The 13,172-nt window shown below is 70.4% G+C and carries 14 protein-coding genes; 9 read left to right on the top strand and 5 right to left on the bottom strand.

Annotated elements, in window-relative coordinates:
• Positions 1-5 precede the first annotated feature (5 nt).
• The 3 genes from ACIP6N_RS16800 (at position 6) to ACIP6N_RS16790 (ending at position 1,794) form a co-directional block, all read left to right on the top strand.
• On the top strand, positions 6-401 hold the full coding sequence (locus ACIP6N_RS16800; protein WP_401816374.1) for a YidH family protein: 396 nt from the start codon (positions 6-8) through the stop codon (positions 399-401).
• A complete protein-coding gene (locus tag ACIP6N_RS16795) occupies positions 398-733 on the top strand; it encodes a DUF202 domain-containing protein (RefSeq protein WP_401816373.1) in 336 nt (111 codons plus the stop codon). The genes ACIP6N_RS16800 and ACIP6N_RS16795 overlap by 4 nt, the downstream gene beginning before the upstream one ends.
• Positions 734-882: 149 nt before the next feature.
• Positions 883-1,794, top strand: a complete 912-nt coding sequence (locus ACIP6N_RS16790; RefSeq protein WP_401816372.1) for an MBL fold metallo-hydrolase — start codon at positions 883-885, stop codon at positions 1,792-1,794.
• Between the two features lie 4 nt (positions 1,795-1,798).
• Here the strand turns inward: ACIP6N_RS16790 and ACIP6N_RS16785 are convergent, their stop codons facing one another.
• On the bottom strand, positions 1,799-3,088 hold the full coding sequence (locus ACIP6N_RS16785; protein WP_401816371.1) for a glucarate dehydratase family protein: 1,290 nt from the start codon (positions 3,086-3,088) through the stop codon (positions 1,799-1,801).
• Between the two features lie 201 nt (positions 3,089-3,289).
• Here ACIP6N_RS16785 and ACIP6N_RS16780 point away from each other — a divergent pair, with 201 nt between their 5' ends.
• Both ACIP6N_RS16780 and ACIP6N_RS16775 read left to right on the top strand, forming a co-directional pair.
• Entirely contained in the window at positions 3,290-4,312 is a 1,023-nt protein-coding gene (locus ACIP6N_RS16780) for a phosphotransferase family protein (protein WP_401816370.1), read from the top strand.
• 9 nt (positions 4,313-4,321) lie between these two features.
• Positions 4,322-5,536: an acyl-CoA dehydrogenase family protein gene (locus ACIP6N_RS16775; protein ID WP_401816368.1), complete on the top strand. Its 1,215-nt coding sequence runs from the start codon at positions 4,322-4,324 to the stop codon at positions 5,534-5,536.
• A gap of 359 nt (positions 5,537-5,895) precedes the next feature.
• Here ACIP6N_RS16775 and ACIP6N_RS16770 read toward each other — a convergent pair whose 3' ends face one another.
• Genes ACIP6N_RS16770 through ACIP6N_RS16760 form a run of 3 tightly spaced genes read right to left on the bottom strand, consistent with a single transcriptional unit; the run spans position 5,896 to position 8,939 of the window.
• Positions 5,896-6,489 (bottom strand): TetR/AcrR family transcriptional regulator, encoded by a 594-nt coding sequence (locus ACIP6N_RS16770; RefSeq protein WP_401816367.1) that lies wholly within the window; start codon positions 6,487-6,489, stop codon positions 5,896-5,898.
• 33 nt (positions 6,490-6,522) lie between these two features.
• Positions 6,523-8,178 (bottom strand): AMP-binding protein, encoded by a 1,656-nt coding sequence (locus tag ACIP6N_RS16765; RefSeq protein WP_401816366.1) that lies wholly within the window; start codon positions 8,176-8,178, stop codon positions 6,523-6,525.
• Positions 8,175-8,939, bottom strand: coding sequence for an SDR family oxidoreductase (locus ACIP6N_RS16760; protein ID WP_401816365.1), 765 nt, complete (start codon positions 8,937-8,939; stop codon positions 8,175-8,177). Before ACIP6N_RS16760 ends, ACIP6N_RS16765 begins: the two co-directional genes overlap by 4 nt.
• A gap of 177 nt (positions 8,940-9,116) precedes the next feature.
• Between ACIP6N_RS16760 and ACIP6N_RS16755 the strand changes: the two genes are divergently transcribed.
• The 4 genes from ACIP6N_RS16755 (at position 9,117) to ACIP6N_RS16740 (ending at position 12,477) form a co-directional block, all read left to right on the top strand.
• Positions 9,117-10,358: an exo-beta-N-acetylmuramidase NamZ domain-containing protein gene (locus ACIP6N_RS16755; RefSeq protein WP_401816364.1), complete on the top strand. Its 1,242-nt coding sequence runs from the start codon at positions 9,117-9,119 to the stop codon at positions 10,356-10,358.
• A 186-nt stretch (positions 10,359-10,544) separates the two neighbouring features.
• The gene (locus ACIP6N_RS16750; protein ID WP_401816363.1) at positions 10,545-11,156 is read left to right on the top strand and encodes a hypothetical protein; all 612 of its coding nucleotides are present in this window, start codon (positions 10,545-10,547) and stop codon (positions 11,154-11,156) included.
• A 313-nt stretch (positions 11,157-11,469) separates the two neighbouring features.
• Positions 11,470-11,985, top strand: coding sequence for a hypothetical protein (locus ACIP6N_RS16745; RefSeq protein ID WP_401816361.1), 516 nt, complete (start codon positions 11,470-11,472; stop codon positions 11,983-11,985).
• 27 nt (positions 11,986-12,012) lie between these two features.
• The gene (locus tag ACIP6N_RS16740; protein WP_401816360.1) at positions 12,013-12,477 is read left to right on the top strand and encodes a MaoC family dehydratase; all 465 of its coding nucleotides are present in this window, start codon (positions 12,013-12,015) and stop codon (positions 12,475-12,477) included.
• Here the strand turns inward: ACIP6N_RS16740 and ACIP6N_RS16735 are convergent.
• On the bottom strand, positions 12,474-13,118 hold the full coding sequence (locus ACIP6N_RS16735; RefSeq protein WP_401816359.1) for a TetR/AcrR family transcriptional regulator: 645 nt from the start codon (positions 13,116-13,118) through the stop codon (positions 12,474-12,476). The two genes, ACIP6N_RS16740 and ACIP6N_RS16735, sit on opposite strands and share 4 nt — an antisense overlap.
• Positions 13,119-13,172 lie beyond the last annotated feature (54 nt).

Here is a 13,172-nt window from a genome sequence, read left to right as displayed (position 1 = left end):
GCCAGATGAGGGACTTTGCACGGAGCCTGCGGCTGTGGTTCTCGCCCGGGCGGATAGGCGACGAGGGCGAGACGCCCGACTACCGTTTCTCGCTCGCCAACGAACGTACGTTTCTGGCCTGGATCCGTACCGCGCTCGCCCTGGTCGGCGGTGGGTTCGCGGTCGACCAGTTCCTGCCGCGTCTCGGCGGGGCCGCCCGGGTGGGCCTGGCGGTCGCGCTGCTCGCGGCGGGCGCGCTCTGCGCGCTGCGCGCGGTGAACCACTGGATGCGGTGCGAGCGGGCGATGCGGCACGGCGAGGACCTGCCGGTGACCCGCTTCCCGACCGTACTGAGCGCGGTGGTGGCTGTGGTCGCCGTGGTGATGCTGGTCATCGTGGTGCTGGGCCGGGCGGGCCGGTGACCCCACCGCCGCGACCGCCCAGGGACCCCGGACTGCAGCCGGAACGCACCCGGCTGGCCTGGCGGCGTACGACCCTGTCCTGCACGGTGACCGCGGTGCTCGCGGTCCGCCAGGCGACCCGGCACGGCGGCACCGCGGGCGGCCTGACGGCGGCCGCGCTGAGCGCCCTCGTCTGGCTCGGCTTCCTGGCCGTGGCACACCGCCGCATGGTGACATTGAGCACCGCGGCACCGGACCCTCTCCCCCCGCGCCCGCTCCCGGTTCAAGCGGCGATCGCCACGGCGGTGTGCACGGTGTGCCTGACGGTGTTCGCGGCGACCGCGCTGTGGTGAGGGGCGCGGGCCGGGACGGGTGAGGGCGCGCGGAAAGGGGGCCGAAGAGCGGAACGGGGGCGGCCCGGCTTCCCTCCGGGCGGGCTCACCTGGCAGTCTCCTTCCGACTGCTTCAGTCTTCCCCCTCCGTTGAACCGAAGGATGCTCCGATGCCTGCCACGGATCCCTACCTCGTCCGACTCGCACCGGCGGTGCACGCCTACGTTCAGCCGGACGGCGGCTGGTGCCTGAACAACGCCGGGTTCATCAGTGACGGGGAGTCGACACTCCTCGTGGACACCACCGCCACCGAGCGGCGGGCCGTGCTGCTGCGGGACGCGATCGTGGCGGCCGGTGTGCCCCTTCCCCGGACTGTGGTGAACACGCACCACCACGGCGATCACACCTACGGCAACGCCGTGTTCACCCCGGAGGCCACGGTGATCGGTCACGACGCGTGCCGCGCCGAACAGCTGGCCGCCGGCCGCCAGCTCCATCTGCTGTGGCCGCAGACCGACTTCGGGGACATTCACATCACGCCGCCGAGTGTGACGTACAGCGACCGGCTGACCCTTCATGTGGGCGGCATCGAGGTGCGGCTGATCCACCCGGGCGTCGGTCACACCACCGGTGACACCATCGTGCACCTTCCGGAGCAGGGGATCGTCTTCACCGGCGACCTGATCTTCCAGGGCGGCACGCCCTTCGTCCCGATGGGCTCACTGAACGGGTCGCTGCGGGCACTCGACCTGCTGCGCTCGCTGGACGCGTCCGTCGTGGTGCCCGGACACGGCCCGCTCACCGACCCGTCCGCGTACGACGCGACGGAGCGCTATCTGCGGTACGTGGCCGACTTGGCGGAGGCCGGCCGTGCCAAGGGCCTCTCGCCGCTGGAAGTGGCCGCGGAGGCCGACCTCGGGGAGTTCGCGGCGCTGCGCGAGAGCGAGCGTCTGGTGGCCAATCTGCACCGGGCGTACGCGGAGCTGGACGGGCTGCCCGAGGGCTCGCCGCTGGACGCCGTCGTCGTCTTCACCGAGATGACGAAGATGAACGGCGGCGTCCCCGTGGCCTGTCACGCCTGACGGCTCACCAGCGCGGGATGGACGGCGTCACCCACGCGGGGTCGGCCTTGCGCATCGCGGCCGCGTCGTCGCGCTCGCGCATCGCCCCGTCGTCGTCCAGCCAGCGCCGGTGCAGCACGGCCAGCTTCTCGCGGTCGAGTTCGACCCCGAGGCCCGGCGCGTCGGAGACGTCGAGCCTGCCGTCGCTGAAGGTGTGCCGCGCGGTGATGATGTCCTCCGTCTGCCACGGGTAGTGGCTGTCGCAGGCGTAGTCGAGGTTCGGGACGGTGGCGGCGACGTGCGTCATGGCGGCGAGGCTGATGCCCAGGTGTGTGTTGGAGTGCATGGAGAGACCGACCCCGAACGTGCGGCACACCGCCGCGAGTTCACGGGTCCTGTGCAGTCCGCCCCAGTAGTGGTGGTCCGAGAGTACGACCTGGACGGCGTCGCGGGCGAAGGCGTCGGCGATCTCCGGGACGGTGGTCACGCACATGTTGGTGGCCAGCGGTACGGAGGTGCCCGCCGACACCTCCGCCATCAGGTCCGTACCGGTCGCCGGATCCTCCAGGTACTCCAGGACCCCGGCCAGCTGCTCGGCGACGTACAGCGAAGTCGGCACGGACCAGGCGCCGTTCGGGTCGAGCCGCAGCGGCTGTCCCGGGAACTCCTCGGCCAGCGCGCGGATCGCGGCGATCTCCTGATCGGGCTCGAACACACCGCCCTTCAGCTTGAAGGACGAGAACCCGTGGTCCCGGGCGAACCGCCGCGCCTGGGCGACGACTCCCGAAGGGTCGAGCGCCGCGCCCCAGTCGTCCTTCTCGCCGCCCTCCGGGTGCGCGGCCCAGCGGTAGAAGAGATACGCGCTGTACTCCACGCTGTCCCGGACCTTGCCGCCGAGCAGCGCGTGCACCGGCAGGCCGAGGGTCTTGCCGAGCGCGTCCAGGCAGGCGACCTCGAACCCGGAGACCACGGACAGCCGCAGCTTGTCGGCGGTCTGCACCCCGCGCAGGCCGCCCGCGTCGACCCGTTCGTCCGCGCTGCCCGAATCGCCGCAGACCTCGTCGGCCAGCGCGAACAGACCGTTCACATCGGTGATCGGCCGGCCGGGCAGGGCGTCGGCCAGCGGGCGGGCGAGAGCCAGATACTTCCCGTCGCCGTAGGTCTCGCCGACACCGGTGACACCGCCCCGGGTGACGATCTCCACGACGAGCCGTGGGGTATACGGCTGGTGGACGCCCTGCGTGTTGAGCAGCGGCGGATCCGCTATGAGGATCGGAGTGAGCCTGACCTCGTCGATGAGCAGCGCGGTATTCATACGTGAACTGTATTCAGGGTGACGACCGGTGAGCTAGAGGGCGCCCCGTGGTTTCGGCCTCCCGTCGCTGCCTGGTTTCGGTCTCCCCTCGCGCCTGGTTTCCGTCTCCGCCGCCACCTGTGCGGGTCGGGCACTGGACTACATACCGACTGGTCGGCATCATGAGATCCGACCGTACGACCACCCACGGAGGTACGAACGATGAGCGAAGTCCCCCCGCCAGGCCTCGATCCCCAGCAGCTGCGCGGCCATCTCGACCGCACGCGTCCGGGTCTGGTGAACGGACCGCTCAGCGCGCGCCTGATCGAGGGCGGCCGGTCCAACCTGACGTACGTCGTCACGGACGGCACGGGCCAGTGGGTGGTCCGCAGGCCGCCGCTCGGCCATGTGCAGGCCACCGCCCACGACATGAAGCGCGAGTACCGCGTGATCAGCGCGCTGCACCCGACCGCTGTGCCGGTGCCGCAGCCGCTGCTCTTCTGCGACGACGAGTCCGTGCTCGGCTCCCCGTTCTACGTGATGGAGTACGTGGCGGGCACACCGTTCCGTACGGCCGAACAGCTCGCCCCGCTCGGCCCCGAGCGCACCCGCGCCGCCGTCCTCGGCCTGGTCGACACACTCGTCGAACTGCACGCCGTCGACCCCGTAGCGGTCGGGCTCGCCGACTTCGGCCGGCCCGAGGGCTTCCTCGACCGTCAACTGCGCCGCTGGGGAAAGCAGCTGGACGGCTCCCGCAGCCGCGAGCTGGCCGGCATCGACGAACTGCACGCGGCCCTCGGCCGTGCGCTGCCGGGCTCCCCCGAGCCCACCGTGATCCACGGCGACTACCGGCTCGACAACGTACTCATCGGCGGGGACGACCGGATCAAGGCCGTGCTCGACTGGGAGATGTCCACACTCGGCGACCCGCTGACCGACCTCGGCCTGCTGGTGATGTACAGCGCGCGCCTCGAACTGCCCGGCTCCCCCATCAGCACCACGGCCGGCGCCCCGGGCCATCCCGCGCCCGCCGAGCTGATCGAGCGGTACGCGGCCGCCTCCGGCCGCGACACCACCGCCATCGCCTGGTACACCGCGTTCGCCTGGTTCAAGCTCGCCGTGATCCTGGAGGGCATCCACTACCGCTACACCCTCGGGCAGACCGTGGGCGCCGGCTTCGACCGGATCGGCGACCTCGTCCCCGTCTTCATCCAGCACGGCCTCACCACCCTCCAGGAAGGCTGAACACCCGCCATGGACTTCGCATTTGACGCCAGGACGCAGGAGCTGCGCACCAAGCTCCTCACCTTCATGGACGAGCACGTGTACCCGGCCGAGGCCGTCGCGCACGAACAGCACGCCCTGCTGGACAGCCCCTGGGACACTCCGGCGGTCGTGGCGGAACTGAAGGCGGAAGCCCGCGCGCAGGGCCTGTGGAACCTCTTCCTCCCCGACGAGGAGTACGGCGCCGGCCTGACCAACCTCCAGTACGCGCCCCTCGCCGAGATCACCGGGCGCTCGCCCCACCTGGCCCCCACCGCACTCAACTGCGCGGCGCCGGACACCGGAAACATGGAAGTACTCGCCCAGTTCGGCTCCGAGGAGCAGAAGAAGCAGTGGCTGGAACCACTGCTCGCGGGCGAGATCCGCTCGGCTTTCGCGATGACGGAACCCGAAGTGGCCTCCTCCGACGCGACGAACATCCAGACCCGCATCGAGCGCGACGGCGGCGGCTACGTCATCAACGGCCGCAAGTGGTACATCTCCGGGGCGATGAACCCGGACTGCGCGGTCTTCATCGTGATGGGCAAGACCGACCCGGACGGCGCCGACATCCGCCGCCAGCAGTCGATGATCCTGGTCCCGCGCGACACCCCGGGGCTCGAAGTCCGGCGCGCCATGCAGGTGTACGGCTACGAGGACCACCTGCACGGCGGCCATGCCGAGGTGACCTTCGACAACGTACGCGTCCCCGCGGCGAATCTGGTGGGCGAGGAGGGCGGCGGCTTCGCGATCGCCCAGGCGCGTCTCGGCCCGGGCCGCATCCACCACTGCATGCGGCTGATCGGGATGGCCGAGCGCGCGATCGAGCTGATGTGCCGGCGCGCGGTGTCCCGGACGGCGTTCGGGCGGCCCATCGCCGACCAGGGTGTGGTGCAGAACTGGATCGCGGACGCGCGGGTGACGGTCGAGCAGCTGCGGCTGCTGGTGCTGAAGACGGCCTGGCTGATGGACACGGTGGGCAACCGGGGCGCGCACACGGAGATCCAGTCGATCAAGATCGCCACACCTCGTGCGGTGGTTTCCATCCTGGACCGCGCGGTGCAGTTGCACGGCGCGGGTGGGGTGAGCCAAGACTTTCCGCTGGCGGAACTGTGGGCGGGAGCACGGACGTTGCAGCTCGCGGACGGGCCGGACGAGGTGCATCAGCGGTCGCTGGCGCGGCGGGAGCTGAAGCGGTACGTGTAGCCCTCCGGGCGGGGGCGGGGGCGGGGCGTCGCGCCCCGTCGCCGTCTCGCTGGGTCCGTCCCGTCGTCGTGGCCGGGGTGTTGTGGCCGGGGTGTTGTGGCCGGGGTGTTGTGGCCGGCGTTGTCGCCGGGTTCCGCGGAGGGGCCATGTCCGCCACTGCATTATTTACGGCGCGTGGACGCGTGGTGGGCACCGGACCGGTGGTGTTCTGCGCCGCAGAGTAACGTCTTACGTTCTGGACGTCACCCCTCCACGGCCCCCTTCCATCCACCGGTCGATGGTCTCTGGATGGACCCCGACCGGACATCACCCCTCCACGCCCCGGACTGTCCGGCCCTCAGGTCGCAAGGACGGCAGCGTTACGGCCTGAGCGCCCTCAGCAGGAGGTCTGCCAGGTGGTCTGCTACCTGCTGGGGGGTGAGGGGGCCCTCCGGGCGGTACCACGTGGACAGGTGGTGCACGGAGCCGAAGTGGTAGTCCACCACCAGGTCCGACGGTGTGGCCGTGGAGAAGACACCGCTGCGCTGGCCCTCTTCCACCAGCGCCCGGAAGCGTTCGTGGTAGCGGCGGCGTTCCTGGCGTACCTCTTTGTTCTTCTCCGGGCTCAGGTGGTGCATCGAGCGGAAGAAGATGGCGGCGTCGTCCAGGTTGTCGATGGTCGTCACGACGACGTCCGCCGCCGCGGCCCGCAGCCGCTGTTCCACCGGTTCGTCGGCGTCGGCGAACGCGTCGAGTCTTTCCTGCTGGAGACGCAGGACGCGGGCGTAGACCTCCTGGAGGAGGTCTTCCTTGGAACCGAAGTAGTGGTACAGCGCGCCCTTCGTGACGCCTGCCGCCTCGACGATCTCCTGGACCGAGGTGCGGTCGTAGCCCCGTTCGGCGAAGAGCCGGGTGGCGGCGGCCAGCAGCCGCTGGGGGACGGGCGTGCCGTCCCCGTCCGTCGTCCTGGCCATGTGCCGCCACCCGCCTTCCGCTCTGCGCGTTCCCTACTGCGGAGAACGCAATTCTCGCCTGAGGATCTTCCCACTCGTGCTCTTGGGCAGTTCGGGCAGGATCTCCACCTCGCGCGGGTACTTGTACGCGGCCAGCCGTTCCTCGCAGTACGCGGACAGTTCGCCCGGCTCCACCGAGGCACCGGGGAGCAGGCTGACGTAGGCCTTCACGCTCTCGCCCCGGTAGGCGTCGGGGATGCCGACCACGGCTGCCTCGCGCACCGAGGGGTGGGTGTAGAGGGTGTCCTCGACCTCGCGCGGCCAGACCTTGAAGCCGGAGGCGTTGATCATGTCCTTCTTGCGGTCGACCACGTACAGCCAGCCCGCGCTGTCCATGAACCCGATGTCGCCGGTGCGCAGTTCGCCGTCCGGGAAGGTCTCCGCGGTCGCCTTGGGCAGGTTCCAGTAGCCGGAGACCACCTGGGGGCCGCGTACCGCGATCTCGCCCTGCTCGCCGAACGGGACGTCCGCGCCGTGTTCGTCGATGATCCGTACGACGGTGTCGGCGCCGGGTACGCCGACGGCGAGTGTGCCGGAGACGGGGTCGACCGGTGCCTCGCGCTGCGGGGGTACGGCGGCGCAGGGCGCGGTGCATTCGGTGAGGCCGTAGCCGTTGCGTATGTACGGGCCGACGTCCGCGCGGAACTTCTCGACCAGGGCGGGCGGCAGCGGCGCGCCGCCCGAGGACAGCACCGTGAAGGAGCTGAAGTGGTCGCGGGTGACGTCCGGATGGGCGGCCAGCGCCATGAAGGCGGTGGAGGGGCCGACGGTGTACGCGGGGCGGTGCTCGGCGAAGGCGTCGAGGACGACGCCGGCCTCGAAGCGGTAGGCGAGCGCGAGGGTACCCGCGTTGGCGAAGCAGGCGGCCAGTTCGCAGACCATGCCGGTGATGTGGAAGAGCGGCGCGAGCGCGAAGTAGGTGGCGCCTTCCGCGATGGTGTGGCCGGTCCGCTGGCGTTCGGCGTTGACCATCATGTTGCTGTGGGTGTTCATGGCGCCCTTGGGGGTGCCGGTGGTGCCCGATGTGTAGCTGATCAGGGCGGTGTCACCGGTTCCGGGATCGCGCTCGGCGGGCGCGGACAGGCCGCTGCGGGCTACGGACAGCAGGTCGTCGGCGTCCGGTGCCTGCGGGAGGCGTGCGAAGGCGAGGACCCGGGGATCGTCGCGGGTCTGGAAGTCGAGTTCGCAGGCCGTGAGAGCGATCCGTACGGGCGAGTCCGCGGCGGTGTCCCGCAGATACGCCTCCCAGGCGCGGTCCGAGCAGATCAGGGCCTTCACCCCGGCGTCGGCCAGGACGTGCGCGACTTCGCGGGACTTGTACATCGGGTTGAGCGGTACGACGATGGCGCCCGCCTTCCAGGCACCGAGCGCCGCGAGGACGAAGTGCGGGCTGTTCTGGAGCATGATCGCGACCCGGTCACCCCGCTCCAGGCCCCGGGCGGCGAGATGCCCCGCCACGGAGTCGGACAGTTCGTCGGTCTCGCGGTAGCTGAGCCTGGCGTCGGAGTAGGCGAGCGCGGGGTGGTCGGGCACGCGCCCGGCTGACGCGCGGAACGCGTGCACCACGGAGGCGGGCGGGTCGATGGGGGCCCGCTGGGCCTCGCTGAGCAGGCCGAGCCAGGGTTTGTCCGCGTAACCCGGTGTGCTCATTCCGAGCCCCCTTCCCACTTCTGCTGGATCCGGTTCATGGTGCCGAGCCATCGGTCGGTGTCCGTGGCGCGTCCCTGGTAGAAGCCGGCCACCTCCGGGTGCGGAAGCACGAGGAAACGGTCCTCCGCCATGGCGGCGAAGAGCGCGTCGGCGACGGCCTCCGGCTCGATGGCGGTGGGGACGAGCACCAGTTCGCCCGCCGAGCCGGAGGCCGTCAGCATGTCGGTCCGTACGCCCTGCGGACAAATCGCGTGGACCTTGAGGCCGCGGTGGCGGTAGGTGAGCGAGAGCCATTCCGCGTAGGCGAGCACGCCGTGCTTGGTGACGCTGTACGGAGCCGCACCGATCATGGTGAGCAGACCGGCCGCGGAGACGGTGGAGACGAACCGGCCGCTGCCGCGCTCCAGCCAGTCCGGCAGCAGGACGCGGCTGGCCCGTACGTGCGCCATCACGTTGACGTCCCAGGCCTGCGCCCAGACGTCCTCCGGGGCCTCGGGGCCGCCTTCGGAGCCGAGGCCCGCGTTGGCGCAGTAGATGTCGACGGTTCCGCCGAGGGCGTCACGTGCGCTCTCCACGATCTCCGAGGCGTCACCGGGGACGGCGACGGCGCCGATCTCGGCCGCGAGTGCGCTGATCTTGTCCGCGCCGAGGTCGTTGACCACCACACGGGCGCCTTCCGCGGCGAATCTGCGCGCGAGCGCGGCGCCGATACCACCGCCGGCCCCTGTCACCACAACGCCTGCGCCCTGCACCGTACTCATCGGACCTGCCTTTCCGGTTCTTCGCCGACCGCTCCGCCGACGTCAGCAGACTAACCAGTCGGTATGTTGCGGGGGAAGGGGCGGGGAAGGGGCTTCGCACAGGGTGTCCCGTTCCGTAAGGAGGCGCGGAGGGTTACCGTCTCGGTATGCCCGACGCGGCAGCCCGGAGGTGGCGCGATGAGCCTGTCCCGAAGAGGTCTGCTGGCCGCGGGTGGCGCGGTGGGCGCGCTGGCGGCGGCTCCGCCGGCGACCGCGCGTGAGAGACGCGGCGCGGGCACGCGTACGGGCTTCGAGCGGCTGGCCGCCGACGGCTACCGGCCGCTTGCCGGGCAGCGGGTCGGCCTGGTCACCAATCCGACGGGCGTCACCCGGGACGTGCGCCACATCGTGGACGTGATGCACGCGGACCCCCGGGTGAACCTCCTCGCCGTCTTCGGCCCCGAGCACGGTTTCCGGGGGACGGCCCAGGCGGGCGGTTCCGAGGGACGGGCCGACGATCCGGCGACCGGGCTGCCCGTCTACGACACGTACCTGAAGACCGGACAGGCGCTCGCGGACATCTTCACCGCGTCCGGCGTCGACACGGTCGTCTTCGACATCCAGGACACCGGCGCGCGTTTCTACACGTACGTCTGGACGCTGTACGACTGCATGGAGGCGGCGGCCCTCGCGGGCAAACGTTTCGTCGTGCTGGACCGGCCGAACCCGCTCACCGGGCGGACCGCCTCCGGTCCCGTTCTGCACCCGGAATTCGCCACGTTCGTGGGGCGCGAGCCGATCTCACAGGCGCACGGCATGACCGTCGGCGAGCTGGCACTGCTGTTCAACGGCGAATTCCTCACCACACCGGCGGATCTCGAGATCGTACGGATGTCCGGGTGGCGGCGCGCCGATTTCTTCGACGCGACAGGGCTGCCCTGGGTGCCGCCGAGCCCGAACATGCCGACGGCCGACACGGCGCTGGTGTATCCCGGCACCTGCCTCTTCGAGGGGACGAATCTGTCCGAGGGACGCGGCACGACCCGGCCGTTCGAACTGCTCGGCGCGCCGGGCGTCGACCGCGGGTGGGCGGAAGCGGCCAACGCGCTGGGACTGCCCGGGGTGCGCTTCCGCGAGGCGTACTTCGCGCCGGTGTTCTCCAAGTTCACGGGCGAGACGATCGGCGGGGTGCAGCTGCACGTCCACGACCGGGAGCGATTCGACCCGGTGCGTACCGGCATCGCACTGCTGGTGACCGCGAAGAACGCGTGGAGCGGTTTCGCCTGGCGTTCCGACAACTGGATCGACAAGCTGACGGGGTCGGACCGCGTCCGCACGATGATCGACGCGGGGGCCGGTACGGACGAAATCACGGGCGCCTGGCAGGGTGAACTGGCCGCGTTCCGGTTCTTGCGTCACGCATACCTCCTGTACCGCTGAGCGCGAGCGTCACGGGGAACGCGGGGAAAGCACACGCGATTCTCACGTGATTCTCACCGGAATCCCGCCTGAAATCGGCCGAGATGTCCGATCCTGAAATGGCCATCTATTTTTTGATGGAGCCGAATGGGGCAGACGTACGTCCATTCCACAACGCCGAATTATGAGCGACGGAGGTGGCATACGATGGCCGGATTCCGGAGTCTTGCGAGACAGGTGCGCGATCCGCGATGCGATCTGGCCTTGCGACGGTATTCACTGCGCAAGTGCTTGGAACGGTTTGCCCCCTATGGGCACCGGGCGACCTGGGATCATCTGTGCGCGAGGCACGACATCGAACCCGAGGACAGGGCGCCCGACCCGGCACGGCTGATTGCCGCGCTGGACGAACTGGAAGAGGCGCGGGTCGTATGGCTCGCGTACGAGGTGAACTTCGCCGAGCGGCGCAAGCGTGAGAAGCACGACGGGCTGAGGCGGCCCGGGAGCTTCGACGACTGGCACCGGCTCACCTGGGGCGGCAACGGCGTGGCCCGGTGCGACAACCCGGCCGTACATCCGTCGGAATCACTCGCCGAGGTGCTGCGACGGCTGATCTCCGGTCTTGAGTCCGGCCCGGGAACGACCTGTCCGGTGTGCGCGGAGCGCGGCATCGTGTGGCGCCCCGACCTGTCCCACGAACCGTGGTCGGGCCCGGTCTGCACGGGCTGCGGGATCGTCGTGCCCCAGCCCGTACTGACCACGGAGGCACTGGCCGAGGCAAAGGGGACGGCACGCGAGCCGCTGGCTTCGGTGGCCTGACACAGCCGCTGACTCCGGGGGCATGAGACGCACGCGGCGGCGGCCTGACGGCCGCCCCGCGGCCTGACCGGACGGGTCTGAACAGCCGGGGAGTTCGCGGAGCCGGTGTGCGAGAACCCAGTGTCGGGCGCCGGGATGTACGTTCGATTCATGCCGTGCTGTGGCCGGTCGGACCAGGGAGCCGCGTACCGAAGATGAGGCCACCTTCGTCGCGGTGCGGCTGCCGTGTGACGTGCGGGCGTGCTGGTCTGCAGGCCGGCAGCCGAGGGACACTCAGTCGCCGTCGGCCAAGGGGTCCTGGAATCATCGCGGTATGAACGCGGCCCCCGTCGACCGAGCGCGACGTATCGCCTGTGACCGATTCCCCGACGCGCTCGGCGTGGTCCTGGCCGGGGCGACGGCTGCCGGGCGGGCCACCGCCCGCAGTGACGTGGATCTGGCCGTCCTCATCGGGGACGGTGGCGAGACCTGCCGGGAGACCATCCGGTTCGAGGGACGTGCCGTGGAGCTCTTCGTTCACACCCGTGCCGGTCTGGCAGAACTCTTGGCAGCGGACGTGGCCGCACGCCGTGCCGTGCTTCAGAGCATGCATGCCGCCGGTCTCGCCCTGATCGACACGCATGGTGAGGCCACGCGTGCCCGCGTGCCGGCCGGGGCGGACCTCCGAAAGGGGCCACCTGCCCTGGAACGGGAGACCGTCGAGACGAGGAGATGCGTACTGACGGACGCACTGGACCCCCAAAAGCTCAGAGGTGTCCGTGCGTTGACAGGAGTATGTCCGGCCGCCCATTCTGAGCAAGCGCTTAGGAAGGCGTTTCCGCAGGGATGACGGGCTGGAAAGGCAGGAACCAGGGACATGGCTGAGCCGAGGATCTTCACGTCCGCCGACGAGCTGCGCGCCGGGGTCGGTGAGCAACTGGGGTACAGCGACTGGCTGGAGATCGACCAGAAGCGGATCGACCTCTTCGCGGAGGCCACCGGTGACCACCAGTGGATCCATGTCGATCCGGAGCGCGCCGCGTCCGGTCCCTTCGGCACGACGATCGCGCACGGCTATCTGACCCTGTCGCTGCTGCCGGCGCTCGTGCCGCAGATCATCTCGGTCGAGAACCTGAAGATGGGCATCAACTACGGCACCAACAAGGTCCGTTTCCCCTCCCCCGTGCCGGTGGGCTCACGGCTGCGCGCCTCGGCCGCGCTGACGGAGGTCACGGACGTGAGCGGCGGCGGCGTGCAGGTGACCGTTCTCGTCACCGTCGAGCGCGAGGGCGCCGGAAAGCCGGTCTGTGTAGCCGAGTCGGTGTCCCGCTACCACTTCTAGGCCACGGTCGGGGCCCCGGGCTTGACCGCGACCATCCGCAGCACGAGGTCGGCGTAGAGCGCGCCGACCTCGTCGGGCGTCCTGCGTCCCGCCGCGTTGAACCAGCGCGCCACGTCGATGCAGAGCGAGAGCACCGCGAGCGTGGTGCCCGGCACGTCCTGGACGTCGAACTCGCCGTCCCGCACCCCGTCCGTGAGGATCCGCCGCACCGCGGCGCCGCTCTGCCGGCGCAGCTGGACGATCTCCGCGCGGTGCTCGTCGCCGAGCGCGTCCAGCTCGTACTGCACGACACGCGCCGTGGTGTGCCGCTCCGCGTGCCAGCGGACGAAGGCGCGTACGGCCTCGGCAAGGCGCTCGGACGCCGTGCCCGGGCTTTCGGCCGCCCTGGTCAGCAGCTCCAGCGCCTTGTCGTGGCCGATCCGGCTGATCCGGTGGAGGAGTTCTTCCTTGGTCTTGTAGTGGATGTAGAGCGCAGCCGGACTCATACCCGCGCGGCCGGCGATGTCGCGGGTGGTGGTCGCGTGGTAGCCGCGTTCGGCGAACGCCTCGACGGCGGCGACGAGCAGCCGCCTGGCGGCCTCGGGGGTGACCTCGTCCCACGGCTGGTTCTCGCCGTCGGCCGTCTGCTCCACCGGACGCATCGCTCACCCCTTGACTGGACAGGACAGCCACCATACCCCGAACCTGAGCAAGCG

The organism is Streptomyces sp. NPDC088725 (genome assembly GCF_044751305.1).
Lineage (GTDB): Bacteria > Actinomycetota > Actinomycetes > Streptomycetales > Streptomycetaceae > Streptomyces.
This window is presented reverse-complemented; position numbering and strand designations above follow the sequence as displayed.